This is a genomic window from Paraburkholderia sp. GAS334, from assembly GCF_050436625.1.
GTDB lineage: Bacteria > Pseudomonadota > Gammaproteobacteria > Burkholderiales > Burkholderiaceae > Paraburkholderia.
This window is the reverse complement of record NZ_JBNDMO010000011.1, coordinates 106,965-131,698: the sequence shown is the minus strand read 5'-3', so window position 1 is coordinate 131,698 and position 24,734 is coordinate 106,965. Positions and strand designations below refer to the sequence as shown.

22 protein-coding genes and 1 pseudogene are annotated in these 24,734 nt (G+C 63.4%); 12 read left to right on the top strand and 11 right to left on the bottom strand.

What is annotated here, in order from left to right:
- The first annotated feature begins 28 nt into the window (after positions 1-28).
- The 3 genes from P3T21_RS21225 (at position 29) to P3T21_RS21215 (ending at position 3,083) form a co-directional block, all read left to right on the top strand.
- Positions 29-1,249 (top strand): benzoate/H(+) symporter BenE family transporter, encoded by a 1,221-nt coding sequence (locus P3T21_RS21225; RefSeq protein WP_429257914.1) that lies wholly within the window; start codon positions 29-31, stop codon positions 1,247-1,249.
- 224 nt (positions 1,250-1,473) lie between these two features.
- Positions 1,474-2,427 carry a transaldolase gene (gene tal / locus P3T21_RS21220; RefSeq protein ID WP_429257913.1) on the top strand — a complete coding sequence of 318 codons (954 nt, stop codon included), beginning with the start codon at positions 1,474-1,476 and terminating at the stop codon, positions 2,425-2,427.
- Between the two features lie 233 nt (positions 2,428-2,660).
- Positions 2,661-3,083, top strand: a complete 423-nt coding sequence (locus tag P3T21_RS21215) for a VOC family protein (RefSeq protein ID WP_429257912.1) — start codon at positions 2,661-2,663, stop codon at positions 3,081-3,083.
- A gap of 42 nt (positions 3,084-3,125) precedes the next feature.
- Here the strand turns inward: P3T21_RS21215 and P3T21_RS21210 are convergent, their stop codons facing one another.
- The 5 genes and pseudogenes from P3T21_RS21210 to P3T21_RS21190 form a co-directional block, all read right to left on the bottom strand.
- Positions 3,126-4,259: an FUSC family protein gene (locus P3T21_RS21210; RefSeq protein ID WP_429257911.1), complete on the bottom strand. Its 1,134-nt coding sequence runs from the start codon at positions 4,257-4,259 to the stop codon at positions 3,126-3,128.
- Between the two features lie 184 nt (positions 4,260-4,443).
- Entirely contained in the window at positions 4,444-5,994 is a 1,551-nt protein-coding gene (gene mctP, locus P3T21_RS21205) for a monocarboxylate uptake permease MctP (protein WP_429257910.1), read from the bottom strand.
- Positions 5,991-6,233 (bottom strand): DUF3311 domain-containing protein, encoded by a 243-nt coding sequence (locus P3T21_RS21200; protein ID WP_429257909.1) that lies wholly within the window; start codon positions 6,231-6,233, stop codon positions 5,991-5,993. The genes mctP and P3T21_RS21200 overlap by 4 nt, the downstream gene beginning before the upstream one ends.
- 315 nt (positions 6,234-6,548) lie before the next feature.
- Positions 6,549-7,472: a spermidine synthase gene (locus P3T21_RS21195; protein WP_429257908.1), complete on the bottom strand. Its 924-nt coding sequence runs from the start codon at positions 7,470-7,472 to the stop codon at positions 6,549-6,551.
- Positions 7,469-7,558: pseudogene (locus P3T21_RS21190) on the bottom strand (DNA-deoxyinosine glycosylase); the annotation flags it as partial. The pseudogene P3T21_RS21190 and the gene P3T21_RS21195, both read right to left, overlap by 4 nt.
- Positions 7,559-7,727: 169 nt before the next feature.
- On the opposite strand from P3T21_RS21190, the gene P3T21_RS21185 reads away from it, so the two are divergent.
- A complete protein-coding gene (locus P3T21_RS21185; protein ID WP_429257907.1) occupies positions 7,728-8,423 on the top strand; it encodes a mobilization protein in 696 nt (231 codons plus the stop codon).
- Between the two features lie 33 nt (positions 8,424-8,456).
- On the opposite strand, the gene P3T21_RS21180 is transcribed toward P3T21_RS21185, so the two are convergent.
- Genes P3T21_RS21180 through P3T21_RS21165 form a run of 4 tightly spaced genes read right to left on the bottom strand, consistent with a single transcriptional unit; the run spans position 8,457 to position 11,519 of the window.
- Positions 8,457-8,933 carry a DNA-deoxyinosine glycosylase gene (locus P3T21_RS21180; RefSeq protein ID WP_429257906.1) on the bottom strand — a complete coding sequence of 159 codons (477 nt, stop codon included), beginning with the start codon at positions 8,931-8,933 and terminating at the stop codon, positions 8,457-8,459.
- Positions 8,933-9,637: a chorismate--pyruvate lyase family protein gene (locus tag P3T21_RS21175; RefSeq protein ID WP_429257905.1), complete on the bottom strand. Its 705-nt coding sequence runs from the start codon at positions 9,635-9,637 to the stop codon at positions 8,933-8,935. The genes P3T21_RS21180 and P3T21_RS21175 overlap by 1 nt, the downstream gene beginning before the upstream one ends.
- A 54-nt stretch (positions 9,638-9,691) precedes the next feature.
- A complete protein-coding gene (locus P3T21_RS21170) occupies positions 9,692-10,306 on the bottom strand; it encodes a hypothetical protein (protein ID WP_429257904.1) in 615 nt (204 codons plus the stop codon).
- A complete protein-coding gene (locus tag P3T21_RS21165; protein WP_429257903.1) occupies positions 10,236-11,519 on the bottom strand; it encodes a hypothetical protein in 1,284 nt (427 codons plus the stop codon). Before P3T21_RS21165 ends, P3T21_RS21170 begins: the two co-directional genes overlap by 71 nt.
- A 276-nt stretch (positions 11,520-11,795) precedes the next feature.
- On the opposite strand from P3T21_RS21165, the gene P3T21_RS21160 reads away from it, so the two are divergent.
- Entirely contained in the window at positions 11,796-12,062 is a 267-nt protein-coding gene (locus tag P3T21_RS21160; protein ID WP_429257902.1) for a hypothetical protein, read from the top strand.
- 137 nt (positions 12,063-12,199) lie between these two features.
- Here P3T21_RS21160 and htpG read toward each other — a convergent pair whose 3' ends face one another.
- On the bottom strand, positions 12,200-14,098 hold the full coding sequence (gene htpG / locus P3T21_RS21155; protein ID WP_429257901.1) for a molecular chaperone HtpG: 1,899 nt from the start codon (positions 14,096-14,098) through the stop codon (positions 12,200-12,202).
- Between the two features lie 160 nt (positions 14,099-14,258).
- Positions 14,259-15,713: a PLP-dependent aminotransferase family protein gene (locus P3T21_RS21150; RefSeq protein WP_429257900.1), complete on the bottom strand. Its 1,455-nt coding sequence runs from the start codon at positions 15,711-15,713 to the stop codon at positions 14,259-14,261.
- 258 nt (positions 15,714-15,971) lie between these two features.
- On the opposite strand from P3T21_RS21150, the gene P3T21_RS21145 reads away from it, so the two are divergent.
- The 7 genes from P3T21_RS21145 (at position 15,972) to P3T21_RS21115 (ending at position 24,717) form a co-directional block, all read left to right on the top strand.
- Positions 15,972-16,667: a VOC family protein gene (locus P3T21_RS21145; RefSeq protein WP_429257899.1), complete on the top strand. Its 696-nt coding sequence runs from the start codon at positions 15,972-15,974 to the stop codon at positions 16,665-16,667.
- A gap of 54 nt (positions 16,668-16,721) precedes the next feature.
- Positions 16,722-17,645 carry a DMT family transporter gene (locus tag P3T21_RS21140; protein ID WP_429257898.1) on the top strand — a complete coding sequence of 308 codons (924 nt, stop codon included), beginning with the start codon at positions 16,722-16,724 and terminating at the stop codon, positions 17,643-17,645.
- Between the two features lie 58 nt (positions 17,646-17,703).
- The gene (locus tag P3T21_RS21135) at positions 17,704-18,900 is read left to right on the top strand and encodes a PLP-dependent aminotransferase family protein (RefSeq protein WP_429257897.1); all 1,197 of its coding nucleotides are present in this window, start codon (positions 17,704-17,706) and stop codon (positions 18,898-18,900) included.
- 52 nt (positions 18,901-18,952) lie between these two features.
- Positions 18,953-19,417 carry a RidA family protein gene (locus P3T21_RS21130; protein WP_429257896.1) on the top strand — a complete coding sequence of 155 codons (465 nt, stop codon included), beginning with the start codon at positions 18,953-18,955 and terminating at the stop codon, positions 19,415-19,417.
- Positions 19,418-19,588: 171 nt separating this feature from the next.
- Positions 19,589-20,464: a PhzF family phenazine biosynthesis protein gene (locus tag P3T21_RS21125; RefSeq protein WP_429257895.1), complete on the top strand. Its 876-nt coding sequence runs from the start codon at positions 19,589-19,591 to the stop codon at positions 20,462-20,464.
- A gap of 517 nt (positions 20,465-20,981) precedes the next feature.
- Complete coding sequence (locus P3T21_RS21120) at positions 20,982-23,348, top strand: bifunctional diguanylate cyclase/phosphodiesterase (RefSeq protein ID WP_429257894.1); 2,367 nt, start codon at positions 20,982-20,984, stop codon at positions 23,346-23,348.
- Between the two features lie 160 nt (positions 23,349-23,508).
- A complete protein-coding gene (locus P3T21_RS21115) occupies positions 23,509-24,717 on the top strand; it encodes a chromate transporter (protein WP_429257893.1) in 1,209 nt (402 codons plus the stop codon).
- The last annotated feature ends 17 nt before the right edge of the window (positions 24,718-24,734 follow it).

The following is a 24,734-nucleotide window of genomic DNA, read 5'->3' as shown; positions in this document are numbered from 1 at the left end:
CTGACACAACCTGACAAAAGAATGACGCATGACGCAGTCTTCCACGCCTGAACTGTCCCCTTCCGCCGCACGGCCCGTGAAGCTCCGGCCGTTTGCCGATACGTCGGTGTCGGCAATCGTCGCCGGCTTTGTCGCGATGATGACGGGCTATACCAGCTCGCTCGTACTGATGTTCCAGGCCGGTCAGGCCGCGCACCTCTCCGACGCGCAGATTTCATCGTGGATCTGGGCGCTGTCGATCGGCATGGCGCTGACCACGATCGGGCTGTCGCTGAAATTCCGCGCGCCAATCGTCATTGCCTGGTCGACGCCTGGCGCGGCGCTGCTGATTTCGTCGCTGCCGCATGTGGCGTATCCGGAGGCGATCGGCGCGTTCATCGTGTGCGCACTGCTGCTGACTGTTGTTGGCCTGACGGGCTGGTTCGACGCGCTGATGAAGAAGATTCCGGCGGGCATCGCGGCGGCGCTGCTGGCCGGGATTCTCTTCGAGATCGGCATCGAAATTTTCCGCGCGGCGCAGTTCCAGACCACGCTCGTGCTCGTGATGTTCTTCACGTATCTCGTCATCAAACGCTTTGCGCCGCGCTATGCAATCGTGACGACGCTGATCGTCGGCACCGCTGTTGCGGGCGCGCTCGGGCTGCTCGACTTCAGCCGCTTTCACATCGCGCTCGCGCATCCCGTGCTGACGATGCCCGCGTTTTCGATCGCCGCGATTGTCAGCATCGGCATTCCGCTGTTCGTGGTGGCGATGGCTTCGCAGAACGTGCCCGGCATCGCCGTGCTGCGCGCCGACGGCTATACGACGCCTTCCGCGCCGCTGATCGCGACGACCGGCATCGCTTCCCTGATCCTCGCGCCGTTCGGCTCGCACGGCATCAATCTTGCGGCGATCACAGCGGCGATCTGCACCGGCCCGGAAGCGCACGAAAATCACTCGAAGCGCTACACGGCAGCCGTCTGGTGCGGCACGTTCTACCTGATCGCGGGCATTTTCGGCGCCACGATCGCGGCGCTTTTTGCTGCACTGCCGAAAGCGCTGGTGGTGTCGGTGGCTGCACTGGCGCTGTTCGGCTCGATCATGAGCGGCCTCGCCAACGCAATGCAGGACGTGAAGCAGCGCGAGGCGGCGCTCGTCACCTTCATGGTGACGGCTTCCGGCCTGACGCTGCTGTCGATCGGTTCCGCATTCTGGGGCCTGGTCGCCGGCGTGCTGACGCAGCTCGTTCTGAACGCCCGCCGCGCCTGAAGCCGCTGGACAGGCGGTATCGGCGAGATAAACAGGTGCCAGACGTGCACTGTAAAGACCCAGGCAGCCGATCCGCCATAGAATAGAGTTATTGGGCGACGCTCCACGCGAGGCGTCACGGCAACATTGCGTGAACGTCGCATGATGACTGGCTTCCGCTGCGGCATTGTGGCGGTCCCATCTTTCCCCTGGACCATGGCGCGTGCGCGCCCAGAAGGCTCGACATGACATCCGCACTCGATCAACTCAAGCAGTACACCACCGTCGTCGCCGATACCGGCGACTTCCAGCAACTCGCGCAGTACAAGCCGCGGGACGCGACGACCAACCCGTCGCTGATCCTGAAGGCCGTGCAGAAGGACGACTACCGTCCGCTGCTCGAAAAAACCGTCCGCGATCACGGATCGAAGCCGGTCGGCGCCATCATCGACCAGTTGCTGATCGCCTTCGGCAGCGAAATTCTCAAGATCATTCCGGGCCGTGTGTCGACCGAAGTGGATGCGCGTCTGTCGTTCGATACAAAAGCGTCGATCGAAAAAGCCCACGAACTGATCGGCTACTACAAGGCCGCGGGCATCGGACGCGAACGCGTGCTGATCAAGCTCGCGTCGACGTGGGAAGGCATCCGCGCCGCCGAAGCCCTGCAGAAGGACGGCATCAAGTGCAACATGACGCTACTGTTCTCGCTGGCACAGGCCGCTGCCTGCGCTGAAGCGGGCGCGCAGCTGATCTCGCCGTTCGTCGGCCGGATCTATGACTGGTACAAGAAAAACGCCGGCAGCAACTGGGACGAAGCGCGCGATGGCGGCGCGAACGACCCGGGCGTGCAGTCGGTGCGGCGCATCTATGCGTACTACAAGAAGTTCGGCTACAACACCGAAGTGATGGGCGCGAGCTTCCGTACGACGTCGCAGATCACCGAACTGGCCGGCTGCGATCTGCTGACGATCAGCCCCGACCTGCTGCAAAAGCTGCAGGACAGCACGGACAAGGTCGAACGCAAGCTGTCGCCGGAAATGGGCAATGGCGAAAATATCGCGCGCGTTGCGGTCGACGAGCCGTCGTTCCGCTTCCTGCTGAACGAAGAAGCGATGGCGACCGAGAAGCTCTCGGAAGGCATCCGCACGTTCGCCGCCGACGCCGTCAAGCTCGAAAAGCTGATCGAAAGCCTGCGTTAAGGCGTACTGCTTCACCCTGCGCGTGACCCGTTCGCGGTCACGCGCGCGGCCCTGCGCCGCGTCAACTGCCTGCCTTTCCGCTCCTCTTCGTCGCTGTCCACACACTGTCACAATCGCCTTCGTGACGGCGTCTACAATCTCTGTACGGTCGCTTTCCGGCGCGTTCCCGCACAACGGGACGGCCGATAGCGCTGCTTCCGCGGATACCCCGCGGCACACTCAAGGAGACGACGATGCAAGTCCAGCCTTATGTTTTTTTCAACGGTCGGTGTGAAGAAGCGATGAAGTTCTACGGCGAGAAACTCGGCGCCGAGGTGGTGTTCCAGATGCGCTTCAAGGACGCGCCGCCGTCCGCCGCGGAATCAGTGCCACCGGGCAACGAAGAAAAGATCATGCACACGACGTTCAGAATCGGTGCGACCGAACTGATGGCGTCCGACGGCGACTGCAAGGGCGAAGGCCCGCGGCCCGCGGGATTCAGCCTGTCGCTCACCGCCGACGACGTCCCGTCCGCTGAGAAATACTTCAACGCGCTATCGGACGGTGGCAACGTGATGATGCCGTGGCAGGCGACGTTCTGGTCGAAGGGCTTCGGCATGGTCGTCGACAGATTCGGCATTCCCTGGATGGTGACCGTTCCGCACGAAGGCGGCTGAGCGCGTCCGCTCAGGCCACGCACGCGCCCTCGCCTGGTCGGCTCATGCGACGGCGCGCGTATGCCGCTCGATATTCCAGTTCGACTCCGTTTCCAGCAGCATCGCGCGCAGTCTGTCGACCTGCTCCGCGAGCCGCAGCCCGAGCCAGTACGGGCCGTGCAGATCGGCCGGCAGGCTGGCGATCACCGCTGGATCGGGCGTCGCGAGCGGTGACGCTTCGGGAATCCGGAAGCGCGTCGCGCCCGCGAAACGCAACGCGCGCGCCATCGCGAGCAAGCTGCTGCGCACCGTGTACACCTCGATCCCGCATTCCCGCGCGAAGGCCGCCCGGCCGGCGGCATCCAGATGTCCGATCGTGCCCGTCGCCATCAGTTCCAGCGCGCTCAGCACCGAGCGGTGCAGCCGCTGGATCTCTTCGAGCTGCGCCTGCGGAAGGTCAATTTCCTTGGCCACCGAGGGAATCAGCGAACGTAGCTGCACCAGCCGCGTGTTGAGCGCCAGAAACATCTTCAGGGTATCGTCGGCGGAAGGCGGATCGCCGTCGCTTTGCACCATGCGCGCATAGATGCGCGCACACGCTCGAAGGTTGTCCGCGAGCAGATAGCGCCATGAGTACGTTGCGTGCAGCGGCAGCGCGAACGAAAATGCCAGCGCGATCACGATGCCGACCAGCACATTCAATGTGCGCCAGAGACCGACATCGATCTGGTTGTCGCCGTGTCCCGCGACGATGCACATCGTGATCGCCGTCAGTAACGCGATATAGCCCGGTTTACCGATCGCGAACCACGCGCAGATCGCGGCCACCACCGACATCAGCAGGTACGTGAGCGGCAGCGAGCCAATCCAGTTCTGCTGCAGGATCATCACAAGCCCGATCGTTGCGCCAAGGAGCGTGCCCGCCGCCCGTTCGGCGGCCTTCTTGCGGATATTGCCCTGGTGCTGCAGGCCGCCGATCACCACCAGCAGCGTCACCGATGCCCAGATGCCGTGCGGCACGTTGACACCCGTCGTCGCGAGAATCGACACCAGCATCGCCAGACCGACGCGCAGGCTGTGAATGAGGTTCGCGTGACGATAGCGGTAGTACGGAGAGACGATGGCGCGCAGGAAGCGTCTGACGCGACCGGGGCGCGTGCGAGGGGTCCCGAGCGGGTTGGAATCGGCTGTGGCCATGCTTGACGGTGTGGGGAGCGGGGAACGGGTCTCAGGCTGGAATCAGGTGAAAGCGTCGAATGATCAGTCGAGCGAACGCCCAGTATCCCGCACCAGAAGCAGAAACGCCCGCAACTTTCGTTGCGGGCGTTTCGTTTGCATCAAGCCATCGGCCGCGCACTGCACGCGATCGAACGGCTTTCGATCAGCTTTCGACCACGTCCAGATAGTCTTCCGGACGCGTGCGGTCTTCAGCCCGCGCCATGCCAAGCGAGCGCACCAGAACGCTCACGACAACCGCCACCACCAGGTTCACGATCAGCGACCACACCGCCGCGTAACCCGGAATCGCGAAACCGAACAGGTGGATCGTGAAGATCGAGCTGGCCAGCTTCAGCGAAATCGCCATCCACGTGCCGGTTGCGATGCCGACTGCCCAGCCGATCAGCAGGCCACGGTAGTCGAGCACGCGCGTGTACAGACCGAGCACGATCGCCGGCAGCGTCTGGATGATCCAGATCCCGCCGAGCAGCTGCAGCTGGATGGCATACGTGAGCGGCAAACCGAGAATGAACGCCACCGCGCCGACCTTGACGATCAGCGACACGAGCTTGGCGATGTTCGTCTCCTGCTCGTGCGTCATGTTACGGTTCACGAACTCCTTGTGGATGTTCCGCGTGTACAGGTTCGCAGCCGCAATCGACATGATCGCCGCCGGCACCAGCGCGCCGATGCCGATCGCCGCAAACGCGACGCCGACGAACCATGACGGGAAGAAGTGCAGGAACAGCGCCGGCACCGCGAAGTTCGGGCCGAACGCCTTGAAGTACGGCGCGAATTCCGGCATATCCTTCACGCCCGCAGCCAGCGCCATGAAGCCGAGCAGCGCGAGCAGACCGAGCACCAGCGAGTAAGCCGGCAGCATCGCCATGTTGCGGCGGATCGTGTTACCCGACTTCGACGACAGTACGGCCGTGATCGAGTGCGGATACAGAAACAGCGCGAGCGCCGAGCCGACCGCCAGCGTCGCATACGCGCTGTAGCCGTTCAGGCTGGCTGCATCCGGCGCCTTCAGCAGCAGCTTCGCAGGCGGCACGACCGAGAAGATGTGCCCGAAGCCGCCCAGCTGCGGCGGGATGATGATCACGGCTGCAGCGATCGTGACGTAGATCAGCACGTCCTTGACGACCGCGATCATCGCTGGCGCGCGCAGGCCGGACGTGTACGTGTACGCCGCCAGAATCGCGAAGGCGATGATCAGCGGCAGATCGCCGATGAAGCCCGTCGTATCGAACCCGAGCGCGCCGATCACCACTTCGATACCGACCAGCTGCAGCGCGATGTACGGCATCGTGGCGACGATACCGGTCACAGCAATCGCGAGCGCGAGCATGCGGCTGCCGTAACGTGCGCTGACGAAATCGGCGGACGTGACGTAGCCGTGACGCTTCGCGATGCTCCACAGCTTCGGGAACACGACGAACGCGAATGGATAGATCAGGATCGTGTACGGCAGCGCGAAGAAACCAGTCGCGCCTGCACCGAACACGAGCGCGGGCACGGCTATGAACGTGTACGCGGTGTACAGGTCGCCACCCAGCAGGAACCACGTGACGATCGTGCCGAAGCGGCGGCCACCGAGACCCCACTCTTCCAGATGGGCGAGATCGCCGCGCCGCCAGTGGGCCGCCACAAAGCCAAGAATCGTGACGCCGATAAAGAACAGGACGAAGACAAAGGTTGCGGTAGCGTTCATCGCGCGCCTCCTTGCGAACCGTTGCCCGTCGGGCGCTTTTTGGTCTTGAAGTACACGATCGCGGTGATGACGGCGCTGATCAGCACCCACATCAGCTGGTACCAGTAGAAGAACGGGAAGTCGAACAGTTGCGGCTCGACCTTGTTGTAGGACGGCACCCAGACCATCGCGATCCAGGGCAGCAGCAGCAGCCACAACCAGCGTTTGCTGGCCTTGTTGGCGTCGGCGTCGTGAGCCATGACGTCTCCTCTTTACTTTTATTGAATTGTCCGCCTGCGTCGACGGATACCGGCCCCGCAGGCGGATAGCCGACGGGCACCCCGAAAGCTTCGAAAGAGTATAGGAGCCGCGAACGTGCGGTCAAGCGGGGTTCTTCCCATGCCCACAAGGCTTGTCAAGCGAAAAAAACTCAGGTTTGACATGCCGATGGGCGACAGAGCGTCGCGCCAGCGTCATCGAATCAATAGAAAAAGGCCGCGACGGCATGTCTGCCGTTCGCGGCCTTCGGTGTGACTGTGGCTGCGGCACGCGCCCGAAGGCACGTGCGCGCCGGGTCAGATCGAGAACGAGCCGGACGTCTGTCCAGTCGACTCCTGCAGGCCCTTGAGCCACTTGCGCGCGGGCAGCGCGAGCGTCTCTTCGATCAGCTTCGCGCGCTTTTGCAGCGTGGCGAACGGCACGTCGATGGCCGGACCGGAGAACGCAATCGCGACACGGTTGCCGTCGTGCACTTCCGGCAGCGCGAACACGCGGCCGTCGAAGGCTTCGTTCAGACGCTTCATGTTGCGCACGAAGCTCGGATGATCGCCGAACAGGTTGATCGTGACCACACCTGCACCGGTCAGACACGCACGCACCGCGCGATAGAACGCGACGCTGTCGAGCACCGGGCCGCGCGCGGTCGCGTCATAGACGTCGATCTGCAACGCGCCGATCGTGCCGTGATTCGCGCGATCGTTGACGAAGTCCCATGCATCGGTTTCGTGCACGCTCAGACGGGCATCGTCGTGCGGGAGTTCGAACATCGTCCGTGCTGCGACGACGACGGCCGGGTTCAGTTCGACCGCCTCGACCTTCGCGCGCTTCAGGAAGCGATGCGCGAACTTGGTCAGCGCAGCGGCGCCAAGGCCAAGCTGGACGATGCGCTTCGGCGTTTCGAGGAACAGCAGCCAGGCCATCATCTGCTGCGCGTATTCGAGTTCGATGTGATGCGGCTTCTTCAGGCGCATCGCGCCCTGCACCCACTCGGTGCCGAAGTGCAGATAGCGCACGCCACCTTCTTCCGAGAACGTGACCGGCGCGAAACGCGGCTTGCGCGGCGCCTCGATGAGGGGCGCGTCGTCGAGGTCTTCGTCGCGGTTCCTGCCGGACGCGCGATTTTTCACGCGCGACATTTTCTGCTTCGATGCCACGGAATCAGCCTGTTTGTTGCGGAAAGCACGCGCCTCAGCTGAAGCGCGCTTGATCAGTTTCGTCATGTAAGGATGTCGCGCCAGAGACGCAATTTTTGGTCGAACGAGAGCATAGCATTCGCCGGACTCGACGAAGGCAATACGAGGGTGGTCTAACCCACCCCGGCGATTTTTGTTCAGTTTGACACCCCCGTCGATCACACAGCATGCTCCTGTCACGCACGCATTGCTTTTCGATGTGCACTGTTCCGCCGTTACGTCATCGAAGCCTGCCAGCACCGGTTCTGGTCAGGCCCGCTCCACGACAGGGGATCCGCAAGCATGAGCTACATCCATTTGATTGGCGGGGAAAAAGGTGGCGTCGGCAAATCGCTCGTCGCCCGCGTATTAGCCCAGTACTTTATCGATCGGAACCTGCCGTTCGTGGGCTTCGACACCGACAGATCGCATGGCGCGCTGCTGCGGTTCTACGCCGACTTTGCCGCTCCGGCCGTGCTGGATCAGCATGACAGCCTCGATCCCATCATGGAATCGGCGATTGAAGATCCACAGCGACGTATTCTGGTGGACCTCGCCGCCCAGACGCAGCAGTCGCTCGCCCGATGGCTCGACGATTCGGACGTGCTGGGCTTTGCCGAAGAGCACGGCCTCACGCTGACCTGGTGGCACGTCATGGACACCGGACGCGATTCGGTCGATCTGCTGCGGCAGTGGCTCGACGCATTCGGCGGACGAATCAAGCTGGTACTGGTCCTGAATGAAGTCCGCGGCGATCGTTTCGAGATTCTGGAGGCGTCCGGCGAACGCGAGCGGGCCGAAGCGCCTGGCGCCAGCGTGATTACGCTGCGCCGTCTGCCCGATACGACCATGCAGAAGATCGACCGGCAGAGCGCGAGCTTCTGGGCTGCCGTCAATCATCCGGATCGCGCCGCCACCGGGCTCGGCTTGCTGGAACGACAGCGCGTCAAGGTATGGCTGCATCGCGCTTATGACGAACTGGACAAGCTCGCCTTGTAGGCGGGTCCCCGAACTGCGCGGGGCGTCGAGACGTCAGGAAATAATCCGTCGCCAGAGAAGCAGTTTCTGCTCAAACGACAGCATTGCATTCGCCGGGCTCGACGAAGGCAGCACAAGCGTTTCATAACCCGCCGCGCCAATCACTTCGGCAAACCGCCCCGCCGTCTTGCCGTTGAAGCAAACGGTCTTCAGCAACGGAGCATGCTCGCGCAGCGACGCAAAATCATTAGGCTGCGCATTCCGGATCGCGGCATCGAGGCTACCTTCGCGGTGACACGCGGCCAGCACATCCCAGATGCCGATTCCCCGCGAAAGCACGCGCTTCAGCCGCTCGTCATAAGGCAATTCCTGCAGCGCAGGCACTCCAATTACCGCGCCCAGAAGTTTCCAGAACTGGTTGCGAGGATGCGCGTAGTACTGCGTCGCCGCGAGCGATGCTTCGCCCGGAAAGCTGCCGAGCACGAGCGTGTGTGTGTCGGCGGCGACCACTGGCGGAAAGCCGCGCAGCATCAGCGATTTCCTTCGCGTGGGGGTCGCGGTGCGGGATGCGTGGAATGAGCAGGATGGGCGCGCGAGGTGGTGTGATCGAGCGGCCGGCCATGCTCTCGCGGATGTGCACGTGGAGGCGTTTCGTGCGCGTGCTCATGCGCACGCGTCCGTTCAGCGAGATGCGCCCACAGCGCGGGCAGCATGCATTCGGTGACCATCAATGGCGCGTTGTGTCGCTCGAACACCGAACGACGCGCGACCAGTGCGTGCGGCACGGCACTTTCGATTTCACGCGACGCCAGTCGATGCAGCGGATGTCGCGCGCCCAGGCGCCGGCTCACCAGCGCAGAGCGGGCGACGCTGCTGTCGCTATACAGCAGTTCCGCGAGCGGCCGGGTGCGCAGCCGGCGCATCGCCTGCCACGCGCCGACGCTCGCCGCCAGCGGCGCGATGCTGTGCGCGGCGACAAACGGCGTGCCGTCGACGGAAAGCACGACTTCGCGCACCCAGACCGGCGAACGCGATGGGACACACAGCGCGGCATGCTCATCGTCCCACGGCCGCGCGACCACTTCACGCGTCACACGAACGGTGACGGCGCCGAGCGTCGCGAGATGCGCGGTCAGCGAACCACCGCGTGTAAGCCAGTCTTTCTGATCTGACGAGAAACCAGGCATGGGCGCGACGCGCCAGTGCGCATCGGCGGCATCGAAACGAATAGACATGGGCCGCATTATAAGATGCGCCCCGCTCTACTGCCTGTTCGCCGATATGAGCCGCTAACGTGCGGCGGCAGCAAGTTGCTGCAAACGGGCAATCACGCGTTCGACGACCGGCGACCAGTCGCCCGGCCGCCGCTGACGGAACAGCTCGACGGTGTCGTACCAGGGTTGCATCTCCGCGACGCCCCAGCACCAGTGCGACACGTGGTCCAGCATCGCCAGCACCGGACGTCCGAGCGCACCGCCAAGATGCAGCGGCGCACTGTCGATGGTCACGATGGCGTCGAGCGCGGTAACGTGCGCAGCGAGATCGTCGAAGCCTTCGATGTAGTGCGCCGTCAGGTCGCGTATCCGTGTGCTGGCGCTGGCGTTAAAGTCCGCGGCGAACGCGGCAACCAGTTCGCCGCCTGTGCCCGGCGTCAGCGGATGGAACACGACATGTGGCAATGCCAGCAGCGGCGCGAGCGCGTCGAGCGGAATCGAACGCTTCGCATCGCGTCGATGCGACGGACTTCCGCGCCAGACCAGACCGACATGCAACGCTCTGGCTTCCCCGCCATGATCCGCGCTGATCCGCTCGCGCCACGCCGCCGCTTTACCGTCATCCGCGCACAGATACGTATCGCCGCGCACCTGCTCCGGCTGAAGTCCGATCGCATACGGCACGCTCATCATCGGCAGCGTGTAGTGAGACTGGCTGGGTAAATCGTCTTCGATAGAAATGCAATCGACACCGCGAGAACAGCGGCTTGAGCGCGCGACGACACGCCAGCACGATGCGACCGCCTTCGTCGCGCACGCGCGCCGCCAGCGCGGGCAGAAAACGCACCATCTGGATATCGTCGCCGTTGCCCTGCTCGCTGTGGACGAAGAGCGTCCTGCCCGCGAGCGGCTCGCCGTGCCAGCGCGGCCCGCGTCGAGCCATGACGTTGACGATGTTGTCCGGGGTACGGTCGTCGCGCGCGAGCCGCGCTTCATACCGCGGCCAGGCCGCGCCCCACGCACCGCGACGCAATTCCAGTTCAGCAAGATCGACCGCCGCCATCACGGCATCCGGATCGAGTGCGAGCGCCGCGTGCAGCATGGCTTCGCTTTCGGCATAACGCGACTGCTCGGCAAGATACAGACCGATCGCCGTGACCACGGCGGCGTTACCCGGCGCGGCACGGTCGACGGCGCGCATCGTGAGTTCAGCCGCGGCCGCTTCGTTGCGCTGCCACTGCGCGTGACTGAGCTGCCAGGCCATTTCGGCGTCGGCGGGATTGCGCGCGAGCGCGTCGCGCGCCACACGCTCCACAGCGTCCCACGCGCGTATCTCGCGGCAGGCGATCGCGAACTGCAATGGCAACTCCGGGTGGATCGCAGGATCGAGCGCGAAAGCGCGCGCCAGCGCCGCATGCCGTTCGACTGTGGCCAGCGCAACGCCGGGCGCCATCGCGAGCGTCTGCGCGAGCCACCATGGCGCACGCGCGTCGTCAGGGAACTGACGCCCGTACGCGCGCAGCATGTGCGCGGCCGCCGCGTACGCCGCGCATCGGTTGACGAGCCAGATGATCCACTCGACGCTCGCCTCTCGCGGTTGCGTCAGAACCGCGTGCTCGCTATAGCGCTTCGCCGCTGACGCATCGCCGAGCGCGTCAGCGAATAACGCGAGCCGCGCGAAACGCGAGCCCCGATTCACCTCTTGCGGCGCCACGGAAGCGAGGTGATACGCATCTTCGAAATAGCCCGCGCTCGCGCACAAATCGGCGTGGACAGGGGACGACGCGCCATCGGTGGCCCGTTCGGACGCGCACTGTAGCGCTGCATCGAAGCCCTGCTGTCGCAGGGTCGACCAGACGATGAACACAGACTCGGCGATCGCCGACGAAACCTGCTCGGACATAGGAAAACGCAGAGCAAAACGCATAGGCAGACGGAACCGCACCGCACAGATTGATGTGTCGCAGAACACGATCGAAACGACCGCTACTGCCCGGGTACGCCCAACAGGACGGGCTCATGGCAGATTACGACGGCGCCGCTTCCGGCCATCTCACAAACGATTCAGAAAGTGCGCGCCCACAACACCATGCATCGTTACCCATACTGTTTTTCACGACCGGCATCGCGCGGGTCGCGTCTTTCATTCCGGGTTTAACCAGCAAAAAGGAGCAGAGATTTGACCGTCAATACAAAACACACGTCCGACCGCATCGCGCATCTGGCAGCCGTCGTGCTGGCAAGGCACAGTTCGTCGCACCTGGAAAAGGAACTGGCCGGCTCGGCGCTTGCGCAACACCACACGTCGAAGCAGTCGAGCATCGCAATGGGGCGCCTCGCGGCTCAGGTCCTCGACGACAGACACGCATCCGAAGAAGCAAAGGAACTCGCCGGCTCGGTGCTCGCGCAGGTTCGCCGGTTGAGCGAGGTGAGCCGCGAGCGTTGAGCGACGTACGTCTGCTGTAGCGACTGAGTGACTACGCCCGGCGAAAAAAATGCGCTGCTTCCATGCTGAAAGCAGCGCATTTTCACTACAGCTATTGAAGCAACAACGACAGCGTGAAGCCTGACCTGTGAAACGTATCAGACGCCTCGTGCCAGCAACAACGCGTTGGTCCGCTTGACGAAGCTCGCCGGATCTTCCAGCGCGCCGCCTTCCGCGAGCAACGCCTGATCGAACAGCAGATGGCACCAGTCATCGAAATTCGTGCTATCCGTATGCAGGTTCTTCACCAGCGCGTGCTCCGGATTCACTTCCAGAATCGGATGTGACGCCGGCGCCTGCTGCCCGGCCGCCTTCAACATGCGCTGCAGATAGCCGCTCATATCGCCGTCATCCGCGACGAGGCACGACGGCGAGTCCGTCAGACGGAACGTCAGACGCACATCTTTCGCCTTGTCCTTCAGCGCTTCTTTCATGCGTTCGACGAGCGGCTTCAGTTCTTCGCCGACCTTTTCCTGCGCCTGCTTTTCTTCATCGTTCAACGCGCCGAGATCGAGATCGCCACGCGCAACACTTTGCAGCGGCTTGCCATCGAATTCGTTCAGGAACGACAGCATCCACTCATCGACTCGATCGGTCAGCAGCAGCACTTCGACGCCCTTCTTGCGGAACACCTCGAGGTGCGGGCTGTGCGTCGCGGCCTGGAACGTATCGGCCGTGACGTAATAAATCTTCGACTGCTCCGGCTTCATGCGCGAAACGTAATCAGCCAGCGAAACGGTCTGCTCCGGCGAATCGGCCTGCGTCGACGCAAAGCGGATCAGCTTCGCGATACGTTCCTTGTTCGCGAAGTCTTCGCCGATGCCTTCCTTCAGCACCTGACCGAATTCGGTCCAGAACGTCGCGTACTTCGCCTTGACGGTTGCGTCTTCCGCGTTCGCCAGATCTTCCAGCATCGACAGCGAACGCTTCGTCACGCCTTCGCGGATTGCCTTCACATCGCGACTTTCCTGCAGGATTTCACGCGACACATTCAGCGGCAGATCAGCCGAATCGACGACGCCCTTCACGAAACGCAGATACGACGGCAGCAACTGCTCGGCGTCGTCCATGATGAAGACGCGCTTCACGTACAGCTTCAGACCGCCGCGATGATCGCGGTTCCACATGTCGAACGGCGCGTGCGAAGGCACGTACAACAGTTGTGTATATTCGCTGCGGCCTTCGACGCGGTTATGCGTCCACGTCAGCGGATCCTGATGATCGTGCGCGAGGTGCTCGTAGAACTGCGTGTACTGCTCGTCCGTGATGTCATTCTTCGAACGCGTCCACAGTGCGCTGGCCTGATTGACCGTTTCGTCTTCGTCCTTCGTGACCATCGCGCTCTTTTCGGCGTCCCACTCTTCCTTCTGCATCAGGATGGGCAGCGCGACGTGATCGGAATACTTCTGGATGATCGACTTGAGCTTGTACGTAGACAGCAGTTCGTCTTCGTCGGCGCGCAGATGCAGCGTGATCGTCGTGCCGCGTTGCGCGCGCCCGATCGAATCCACCGAGAAGTCGCCTTCGCCCGCGCTTTCCCAGCGCACACCTTCGCTTGCCGGCAGACCGGCGCGACGCGTCTCGACTGTAATGCGATCAGCGACGATAAAGCCCGAATAGAAACCAACGCCGAACTGCCCGATCAGCGCCGCATCTTTCTGCTGGTCGCCTGAGAGCTTGCCGAAAAATTCCTTCGTGCCCGAACGCGCGATCGTGCCGAGGTGCGCGACCGCTTCGTCGCGGCTCATGCCGATGCCGTTGTCGTCGATGGTGACGGTGCGCGCCGCTTTGTCGTACGACACGCGGATGCGCAGGTTCGGATCGTTTTCGTACAGCGCGCTGTTTTCGATGGCTTCGAAGCGCAGCTTGTCGGCGGCATCCGACGCGTTCGAAATCAGTTCGCGAAGGAAGATTTCCTTGTTGCTGTACAGCGAATGAATCATGAGGTGCAGAAGCTGTTTCACTTCTGCCTGAAAGCTCATGGTTTCTTGTGCCATGGTCGGATGTCCTCTCTGGTGCTGGATGGTTCAAAACAGGTGTGGACGCTTCTGCAGCGTGCCATTCGCGGTGCGCTTCGGGCATGGGTCCTGACCGGCGACCCCGCGCGTGCGCCCGCCGCGCGAATTGCCGGAATAAATGGGGCCGCCCGCGAACGTTTCAAGAGGCGCGGCGCGCGACGCTGTCCAGATAGCGGCACAGAAACACAGACAGCGCCGGATCGGTGCAGTTCGCGACGTTAAAGCGCATCCAGGTGGTCGGCGACTGGTTCGGCGAAAACAGGCTCCCGGGCGTCAGCAGGAAGCCTTCCTCGTGGCCGGCTGCCGCGAACACATCGGCGTCGACGCCCGTGTCGGCCCACAGGAACATCCCGGCGCCCGGCGCGAAGAATACCTTCATGCCGGCTTTTTCGAGCATTCGCACGGCCTTGTCGCGCACGCCGTCGAGCCGCGCGCGCAGCCGTTCGACATGCCGCCGGTAATGGCCTTCGGTCAGGATCTTGTACAGCACGCGCTCGTTGAGTTCGGGGCTCGTCATGCCGACGAGCATTTTCTGGTCGGTGATCGCGTTCGCCACCGCCGGCGCGCATGCGATGAAGCCGACCCGCAGGTTCGCCGCCAGCGTCTTCGAAAAGCTGCCGAGGTAGATCACGCGCCTGAGCTGATCGAGGCTCGCGACACGCGTCGCTGGATAGCCGGGCGGACAGAGATCGCCGTAGATATCGTCTTCGACGACGATGAAGTCATGCTCCTCAGCGAGACGCAGGATGCGAAACGCCTGCGCGGCGGTGAGCGACGTGCCGGTCGGGTTTTGCAGCACCGAATTGATCACGAGCATTTTCGGATGCCACGTCTTGATCAACTGTTCCAGCGCGTCGAGGTCGGGACCATCAGGCGTGTACGGCATGCCGACGAGTCGCGCGCCCTGCGAAGCGAAACGCCCGAACATCTGGAACCACGCCGGATCGCCGACGATCACGGCATCGCCCGGCTGAACGTAGATACGTGCGATCAGGTCGATCGCCTGCGTAATGCCCGACACCATCACGATCTGATCCGGCGACGCACCGATTTCCAGCTCTTCGAGCCGCGTCTGCAACTGCTGGCGCAGCGGCAGGAAACCCTGCGGCGTGCCGAAGCCGAGCATCTGCGCCCCGCTTTGCCGGCCGAGCGTGCGCAGCGCGCCGGTGATCAGGTCGCCGTCGAGCCAGCGGCTCGGCAGATAGCCAAGGCCCGGGCCTTTCTCGGGCCGCGTCGACGAATGCAGCATGTTGCGCAGCAGCCAGACCACATCGATCGTGCTCGGCGCGGGCGCCGCTTCGGTCAGCTGGCGGCGCTCGCCCGGCAGCTGGCTGATGGAACGCTCACGTACGTAGAAACCCGAACCGCGCCGCGAGTCGAGATATCCCTGCGCGACGAGCCGCTCGTACGCCTCGACCACCGTGAAGCGCGACACGCCCTTGTCGACCGCAAGCGTGCGGATCGACGGCATGCGCATGCCAGGCCGGAACACGCGTTCTTCGATGCGGCGACGCGCCCACTGCACAAGCTGGTCGACGAGCGTCAGCGACGACGCGTCATGAGGTGCGGGAATCAGGTCGAGCGGGACGGACATGGCAGGACTCCAACTGTACAGAACAGTATCGAGGCGATTGTACCGTTACTGTGCCGGTCACAGACGCTACATTGAGCCCTGTAGCGTGCGCTAGAGTGCGGGATTGTTGGCTGATCCCGGGCGTGAGAAGCCCGGCGCATGGCCCGGCGGCTAGGCGAACGGTTATGCTAACGACCCCGGTCGCTTTCTCCTTCGCGCTGTTCCGCGGCGCGGGCTGCGCGCCTGCCGTTCGCTGAAAAACTGTCTTTTATCGTCGCCATGACCGCCCAGAAGCTGTATCTCGATCACCTCGTTGTCACCGCCCGCACCCTCGATGAGGGCACGCAATACGTTGCCGATACGCTCGGCGTCGCGCCGGCCGGTGGCGGCGCACATCCGCTGATGCGCACGCACAATCGCCTGCTGAACCTGTGGGGCGGTGTGTATCTGGAAGTGCTCGCGATCGATCCGGAAGCCGACGCTCGCGCCGCCGAAAGCGACACCGCGCCGCGCCCCCGCGTCTTCGCGCTCGACGATCCGTCGACGCATGCGCGGCTGGCGAGCGGCCCGTATCTGTCGCACTGGGTCGCGCGCGTCGAGCGTCCGAAGAATCTGCTGCGCTGGCGCGAACAGTATCCCGAGCGGATCGCGCCGGTCGTGCCGATGTCGCGCGATGACTTCACATGGGGCTTGACCGTGCCGGACGACGGCGCGTTTCCCGCATGGCAAGGCGCAGGCGATGGTGTCGTGCCTTCGCTGATCCAGTGGGACACGGCGTTGCATCCGTCAGCGGTTTTGCCGGAACCGGAAGTCGCGCTCAAGTCGCTGAAGGGTTTTCATCCGCAAGCGAACATCGTTCGCACGCAGCTGGAGTGGCTCGGCGCTGCCCACCTGATTACGCTGGACACCACGTCGGACGGTGCGTCCCTCGTGGCCGAAATGGAAACACCCGCCGGACTTCGCACGCTCAAATAGCGTTAGCCGACCCGACAACCTGAACCCACCGTTCGAACCAGAGAGACACCTGCAATGAAACCGCGCGAATCCCAAGGCATGTTGCTTGGCCTCATCGGCGTCATGATCTTCAGCCTGACGCTGCCGATGACGCGAATCGTCGTACAGGAGTTTCATCCGCTGCTGAATGGCCTCGGCCGCGCGCTCGTTGCCGCGATTCCCGCTGCTGCGCTGCTGGCCTGGCGTCGCGAGCGCTGGCCGACGTGGCCACAGGTGAAAAACCTCGCCGTCGTTTCGCTGGGCGTGATCATCGCGTTTCCGGTGTTTTCCGCATGGTCGATGAAGACCGTGCCCGCTTCGCACGGCGCAGTCGTCAACGGCTTGCAGCCGCTGTGTGTCGCGCTCTATGCGGCATGGCTGTCGCACGAGCGGCCGTCGAAGGCGTTCTGGGCGAGCGCGATTGCGGGTAGCGCGATTGTCGTCGCGTTTGCGTTGCAGTCGGGCGGCGGTTCGCTGCAGGCAGGCGATCTGCTGATGCTCGTCGCCGTCGGCATCGGCGCGCTCGGCTACGCGGAAGGCGCACGCCTCGCGCGGCAGATCGGCGGCTGGCAGGTGATCTGCTGGGCGCTCGTGCTGTCCGCGCCGTTCCTCGTGATTCCGGTCGGCTGGCTCGGCTGGGAACATCACGTGCAGCATCCCGGCCCGGTCGCGCTGAAGACGTGGCTCGCGTTCGGCTACGTCACGCTGTTCTCGCAGTTCATCGGCTTTTTCGCGTGGTACGCGGGGCTCGCGATGGGCGGCACGGCACGCGTCGGCCAGGTCCAGCTGCTGCAGATTTTCTTCACGATGGCGTTTTCCGCCCTCTTCTTTGGCGAGCACGTCGCGGCATCGACATGGCTTTTTGCCGCCGCCGTGATCGCCACGGTCATGCTCGGCCGCAAGGCGGCCGTGCGCACCGTGCACGTGCCCGCGCGCGCTGCCTGGCGAGACGCGCGATAATCCCTGTCCTGACCGACCAATTTCAGTTTCAGTTTCAGCACCCGCAAACGAGGAGCCTATGGACCAAAGCGACCTTCAAGCCCCGACGTGGCAACTGTCCGAACGCGCGCGCAAGCTCACCAGCTCGGCGATTCGTGAAATCCTGAAGGTCACCGAGCGGCCGGAAGTCATTTCGTTCGCAGGCGGCCTGCCATCGCCCGCCACCTTTCCGGCCGAACGGATGCGCGAAGCGTGCGACCGCATCCTGCGTGACGCCCCCGCCGCCGCGCTTCAGTACAGCGCGACCGAAGGTTATCTGCCGCTGCGCGAGTGGATCGCCGCGCGCTATTCGGTGAACGGCGCCGTGATCCGTCCGTCACAGGTGCTGATCACGACCGGCTCGCAGCAGGCGCTCGATCTGCTCGGCAAGGTGCTGATCTGCAAGGACAGCCCGGTGCTCGTCGAAACGCCGACGTATCTCGGCGCGTTGCAGTCGTTCTCGATGTACGAGCCGCACTACGTGCAGGTGCCGACCGACGACAATGGTCTGGTCTCCGAAGCGCTCACGCCTGAACTGACCGCCGGCGCACGTCTGTTGTACGCGCAACCGAATTTCCAGAACCCGACGGGCCGCCGTCTGCCGGTCGAACGCCGTCGCGCGCTCGCCGCGTTTGCCAAGACCGCGCCGTTCCCGGTCATCGAAGACGACCCGTACGGCGCACTCGACTACGCGGGCGAGCCGCTGCCGACCATGCTGTCGTTGTCGCCCGATCACATCGTTCACCTTGGCTCGTTCTCGAAGGTGCTGGCGCCGGGTCTGCGGATCGGCTACATCATCGCGCCCGAGGAACTGCACTTCAAGCTGGTGCAGGCGAAGCAGGCCACCGATCTGCACACGCCGAGCTTCACGCAGCGCATCGTGCATGAAGTCGTGAAGGATGGCTTCCTCGACACGCACGTGCCGACGATCCGCGCGCTCTATCGCGATCAGTGCGCGGCGATGCTGGCTTCGCTCGAACGCTACATGCCGGAAGGCGTGAGCTGGAATCGCCCCGAAGGCGGCATGTTCGTGTGGGTCACGCTGCCCGCGCAGATGAACAGCATGAAGCTGCTCGAGGAAGCGGTCGCGCAGAATGTCGCGTTCGTGCCGGGCGGCCCGTTCTTCGCGAACGAGCCGCAGCACAACACGCTGCGTCTGTCGTTCGTGACCGTGCCGCCGGCAAAGATCGACGAAGGCGTCGCGAAGCTGGCCGCACTGATCCGCGCGCGGATCTGAACGGGTTGATCAAACTTTTCATCGAATTTATCCAGAGATAAAAGGACACGTCATGGCTCAAGCAAATGTGTATGACCGGCTGAAGGAACTCGGCATCGAACTGCCGCAGGCAGGCGCGCCGGCCGCCGCTTACGTGATGAGCGCGCAAAGCGGCAACACGGTGTTTCTCTCCGGCCACATTGCGAAGAAGGACGGCAAGCCGTGGGTCGGCAAGCTCGGTGAATCGCTGTCGACCGAAGAAGGCCAGGTCGCCGCGCGTTCGATCGCAATCGACCTGATCGCCACGTTGCATGCGCATGTCGGCGACCTGAACCGCGTGACGCGCATCGTCAAGCTGATGAGCCTCGTCAATTCGACGCCCACCTTTACCGAACAGCATCTCGTGACGAATGGCGCATCGGAACTGGTCGCGGATGTGTTTGGCGAACGCGGCAAGCACGCGCGCTCGGCTTTTGGCGTTGCGCAGATTCCGCTTGGCGCGTGCGTCGAAATTGAAATGATCGCTGAAGTGCAGTAGTACCTTTTTGCCTTTCCGGCTTTGATGCTTTAGAAGCCGTGCGGTACTCCAGACGCGCCGCGCTCGTTGTTCAGACCGCGGCGCGTCTGTTTTGATAGCGCGACTAAAGGGGCGATTTAAATATGAAGAATCGCGCTTCTTCGAATTGAACATCCAACCCGGGCAAAACTTATGCTTAGCCGCTTCAAGCAGGTCGATGTGTTTACCCTTGCCCCGTTCAAGGGCAATCCACTTGCCGTGATCCTCGAGGCCGACGATCTGACCACCGATCAGATGCAATCCATCGCACGCTGGACGAATCTGTCAGAGACCACGTTCCTGCTGAAGCCGACCGACCCATCCGCCGACTATCGGGTGCGCATTTTCACGACGGGCGGCGAGCTTCCCTTCGCGGGACATCCGACGCTCGGCACCGCGCATGCGCTGCTCGACAGTGGTTACACACCCAGGCAGCCAGGCAGGCTCGTGCAGCAATGTGGCGTCGGTCTCGTGGAACTGGCCCGGCAGGAAGCCGACGTATGGGCCTTCGCCGCGCCGCCGGCCCGTGTCACGCCTCTTCCTGAAGCGCAATACGCTGCGTTGCAGACGGCCCTGAAGACCGATGCGATCGACTTCAGTGCGCCGCCCTGTGCGGTCGATAACGGCGCGCCGTGGCTCGTCGTGCGCCTGCAATCCGCCGAGGCCTGTCTCACCCTGACGCCTGACCCGCAAGCGCTCGCCGCGATCGCGCATGCCGCCGATACGCACGGCCTTGCCGTCTATGGGCCGCATGCCGCCGGGGGTCCTGCGACGTTCGAGATCCGCTGCCTGATGGCTGGCGGCTCGTTTGGCGTCGGCGAAGACCCGGTGACGGGCAGCGCGAACGCCGCGCTTGCCGGTCTGCTGACACAGCAAAACCGCCGTCCCGGCGGTGGGTATACGGCCCGTCAGGGCACGGCCATCGGCCGCGACGGCCGCATCTTCGTGACCTATGACGACGCAGCCGGCAAGACGTGGATCGGCGGCTCCTCGGTGACGGTGGTGGACGGCACGTTCAGGCTGCCCTGAACCACTCGACCTGCTGGCGGACAACCGTGATCCCCGCATATAGCAAGGACCCGCTTCATAAGCGGTACGCCAGCGAACACGCGATGGTTTTCCACGGTTGCCCACAAAATGCCGCAGGCAGACAACCTCGCGCGCACTTGATGCGTATCGGATAAACCAGCAGCCTTCGATGCAGTCATCTCCTTGCATTGAAGGCCCGTCTGCTCACGTTGCCGTATTCGACGAAACCCTTCAAACGCGCGCAGGGTGCGAATCACGCGACGAAGCCAATGAGCCGTGCCAGGTATGCGCTCGCGTGCCTGGCCGGACGAGCGTATACCCGATGCGCGGACGCTTCCTTAATCTGTGGGCATTCAGTAATATCGAAAGGTCCCGGTGACCAACGGACTTCGGCACGACGCCACGCCCTCCTACCCCGCGCACCCGGTACCCCGTTCATCATGCAGCCTACCTCGAACCTCGCGCAGTCGACGTACCCGGAGCCGCTGCTGCGAGGCACGTGCCAGTGGTCCGCGCGATGAACTATTCCCGCTTTTCCACGATACGTGACGCAAGACTCCGCGACCCTGCGGTGTCGCGCCGTCGTGCGCTCCTTGCCATTCCCGCGCTCGGTGTACTGGTACTGGTCCTGTTGTGGACAGTCATCTTCGCGCGCCTGTCAGTGGAGAAAGAGACGACCTCGCGGGAAGCCATGGCATCGTCGGCGATTCTGTCGGCCGCGCTTGAACAGCACACCGTGAAGGCCATTCACCAGGTCGACCAGATCACACGCTTCGTCAAATACGAGTTCGAGAAAACCCCTAATCATTTTGATCTGTCGAGCACGGTCGAGAAAGGCGTCGTGCAGAGTGAGACGCTCGTGCAGGTGTCATTGATCGATGAGCGCGGCATGTTGATCGCGAACACCGCCGACCCCAATCCGAAACGGATCGACCTCTCGGATCGCGAACACTTCAAGGTGCACGAACACGAGGACGACGATGCGCTCTTCATCAGCAAGCCCGTGCTCGGACGCGTGTCCGGACACTGGACGTTGCAGATGACGCGCCGGCTGAATCATCCGGATGGCTCGTTCGCAGGTGTGGTCGTCGTGTCGGAAGACCCGAGCTACTTCACGAGTGACTTCTACAACAACGCGGCGATCGGCCGTGACGGTGTGATTGCCGTCATCTCCGATGCAGGCACGGTGCTCGCGCGCCGCACCGGCAGCGCCGAACATGCCGCGGGCTCGTTCTCGGCAAGCGGCACGTATCCGACATCGGAACATGTGTCGGGCACTTACGTCGATCCGATCGACAAGGTCACACGCATCGTGTCGTACCGGCATATCGATGGCTATCCGCTCGGCGTGCTGGTCGGTCTCTCGCAGGCAGAAGAGTTCGCCGACTACAACCACACGCGCAACGTCTATCTGCTCATGGCGGGCTTCATCTCGCTCGCGATGCTGAGCTTCTTCGCCGTCGCGACCGGTTTGATCGGCAAGCTGCTCGGACGCGAACGCGAGATGACGCATCTCGTCGAATACGATCTGCTGACGGGTCTGCGCAACCGCTACGCCACGCTGCAAAGCCTGCGCCATGATGTCGCGTTGCCGGTGAACGTCGGGCGCCTCGCGATCCTGTTCATCGACCTCGACAACTTCAAGACCGTCAACGACACGCTCGGCCACAACGCCGGCGACATCGTGCTGCAGATGACCGCCTCACGACTCGCGGACGCCGTCGGCGATCGGGGAGCACTCAGCCGCATCGGCGGCGACGAATTTGTTGTCATCGTCAAAGGCGAGAACGTCGAAAAGCGGGCCGTCGATCTCGCCGAGGCGACGGCCGAAGTCTTCGCGAAACCGTTCGAAGTGCGCGGCAGCGCATTCGTGCTGCACGCGAGCGTCGGCATTGCGCTGTACTCGGTGGCGAACGAAAGCGAGATCGATCTGCTGAAGAAAGCCGACCTCGCGATGTACAGCGCAAAGGACGCCGGCAAGAACTGCTACCAGTTCTATTCGCCGCAGCTGTCGCATCGCGCGGACCATCTGATGAAGTGGGAGCAGCAGTTGCGCGTCGCGCTGAACGAGGGGCAACTGTTCCTCGCGTACCAGCCGAAGATCGATCTCACCCGCCGGTGCATCACGGGCTTCGAGGCGCTGGTGCGCTGGAACCATCCACAGCACGGCCTGATCCCTGCCAACGAGTTCATTCCGGTCGCCGAATCGACTGGCCTGATCGTGCCGATCGGCGACTTCGTGATCGACACGGCATGCCGGCAGCTGGCTGTGTGGCAGCAGCAGGGCTACGACTCGCTGTCGCTGGCGGTGAACATCTCCGCCGTGCAGTTCTGGCGCGGCGACCTGTATCAGACGATCTCGCGAGCCATCGAGGAAACCGGCATTTCCGCGCGGCGCCTCGAACTGGAAATCACCGAGACGGCGATGATGGAATATCCCGATCTCGTCTCCGAAAAAATCTTCGCACTGAAGCGTCTTGGCGTGCGCATCGCCCTCGACGACTTCGGCACCGGCTATTCGTCGCTGTCGTACCTGAACCGCTTTTCGGTCGATACGTTAAAGGTCGACCGCTCGTTCGTGCAGGCCATTCCCGGCGACCGCAGCGTCTGCGTGATGGTTACGGCGATCGTCAACCTTGCGCGTTCGCTGGGTCTGACGGTGGTGGTCGAAGGCACGGAGACGGAAGAACAGATCGCGTGGCTCGCGGCGCTTGGCCATATCGAGGCGCAGGGCTTCCTGTTCTCGCGACCGGTGCCGGCGGATGGCATTCCGGCGCTGCTCGAACGGTTTGGCGTGTGCGGGATGCCGGACCGTCGTGTGACGCAGGAACCCGATCTCGACAGCGTGGGCAGCGCGCCAGGCACCAGCGGACTGTCTGCGTGAGTGCAGCGGTTGCGCTCCGTGAGCACGACACAGCGTCCGCGCAGCACGGATTGTCGGCGCGCGACATGCTGTCCACACAGCGCGCGGTGGGCCACATTCCCGGCAGGTCAGAGCGAAACGAGACGACACGCGCACCCGGCACGACCGGCGCGGATTTGCCATGCACATGATGACAACGAGGGTCGCCGCTCGACGGGGCGAGCGCGAACCGCTCTGGACCCTGTTCAGGGTGGTGTTCGGATTGTCCGCGCTGTCGTGGGGCGGTCTCGCACTCATGGCGCAACTGGAACATCACTACGTCGAACGCGAAGAACGACTGTCGCGTCTCGCCTTCTCCGATCTGATCGCGCTTGCCTGGATGGTGCCGGGGCCCGTCGGCTGCAACGTCGCCGTGCAGCTGGGGTACACGTTGCGCGGACGCTCTGGCGCATGGATCGCCGGCATCGCGAGCGTGCTGCCCTTCTTCCTGGTCATGACTCTTTTTGCGATCTTCTACCGCACGCCGCTCGTCCACGCGGCGGCGTCGGAGACGCTCATCAATCACTTCAGCGTCGTGCTGGCGACGCTGATCGGCGTGACCTGGTACAAGCAGACGCGCGCGCTTGTGCGAGGCCGCCTTGAGTGGATCGCGGCCCTCCTGTCATGCATCGCACTGACTTATGCGCATAGCCCGGCGGCCTACGTGCTCATGCTGGGCGGGGCATTTGCCGCAGGCTGGCTGAGGAGCCCCGCGCACCCGGTGCAGCTCGAAGTGTCGCTTGACGTGGGCGATGGCCAGTTGCTGGTGGGACTGGCCGCGCTCATTGTGCTGTTCGCGATTCCGCTGCCGCAGCGGTACGAATCCACGCTGCTGTGGCCGCGCCTCGCAGGTGCGGGCATGACGTTGTTTGGCGGCGGATTTTCAGCGTTACCGGTGCTGAAGACGCTGTTCGTCACGCCGGCCATCGGGGTGTCGAACAACGATTACACGTTGGCGTTTTCGCTGTCGCCGTTGTCGCCGGGGCCGCTTCTGAATGTGGTGCCGTTCATCGGTTATCTGATCAACGGGTGGGCGGGCGCACTGATCGCGACCATCGCCTTGTTCGTGCCGTCGGGCTGTCTGGTCGTGCTGGCACAACGACATCTGCATCAACTGAAGGCGCATCCGCGTTTCGAGCAGGGCATGCGTGTGCTGCGGGCGGTGACGACTGCATTTCTGGTGGTCGCCGTGCTGAGGATCGTGCAGCGCGTGCCGCTTCAGCCGGCGTATTGTGTGACCGCCCTGTTTTCGCTGGTGTGCTTCGCGCGGCTGAAGGTGCCCGTGTACATCGTGTATGGGACGGTGGCGATCGCCTGTGGCGTGTGGCTTTTCTATGCTCACGCCGTGTGAAGCCGGTTGACTTCGTA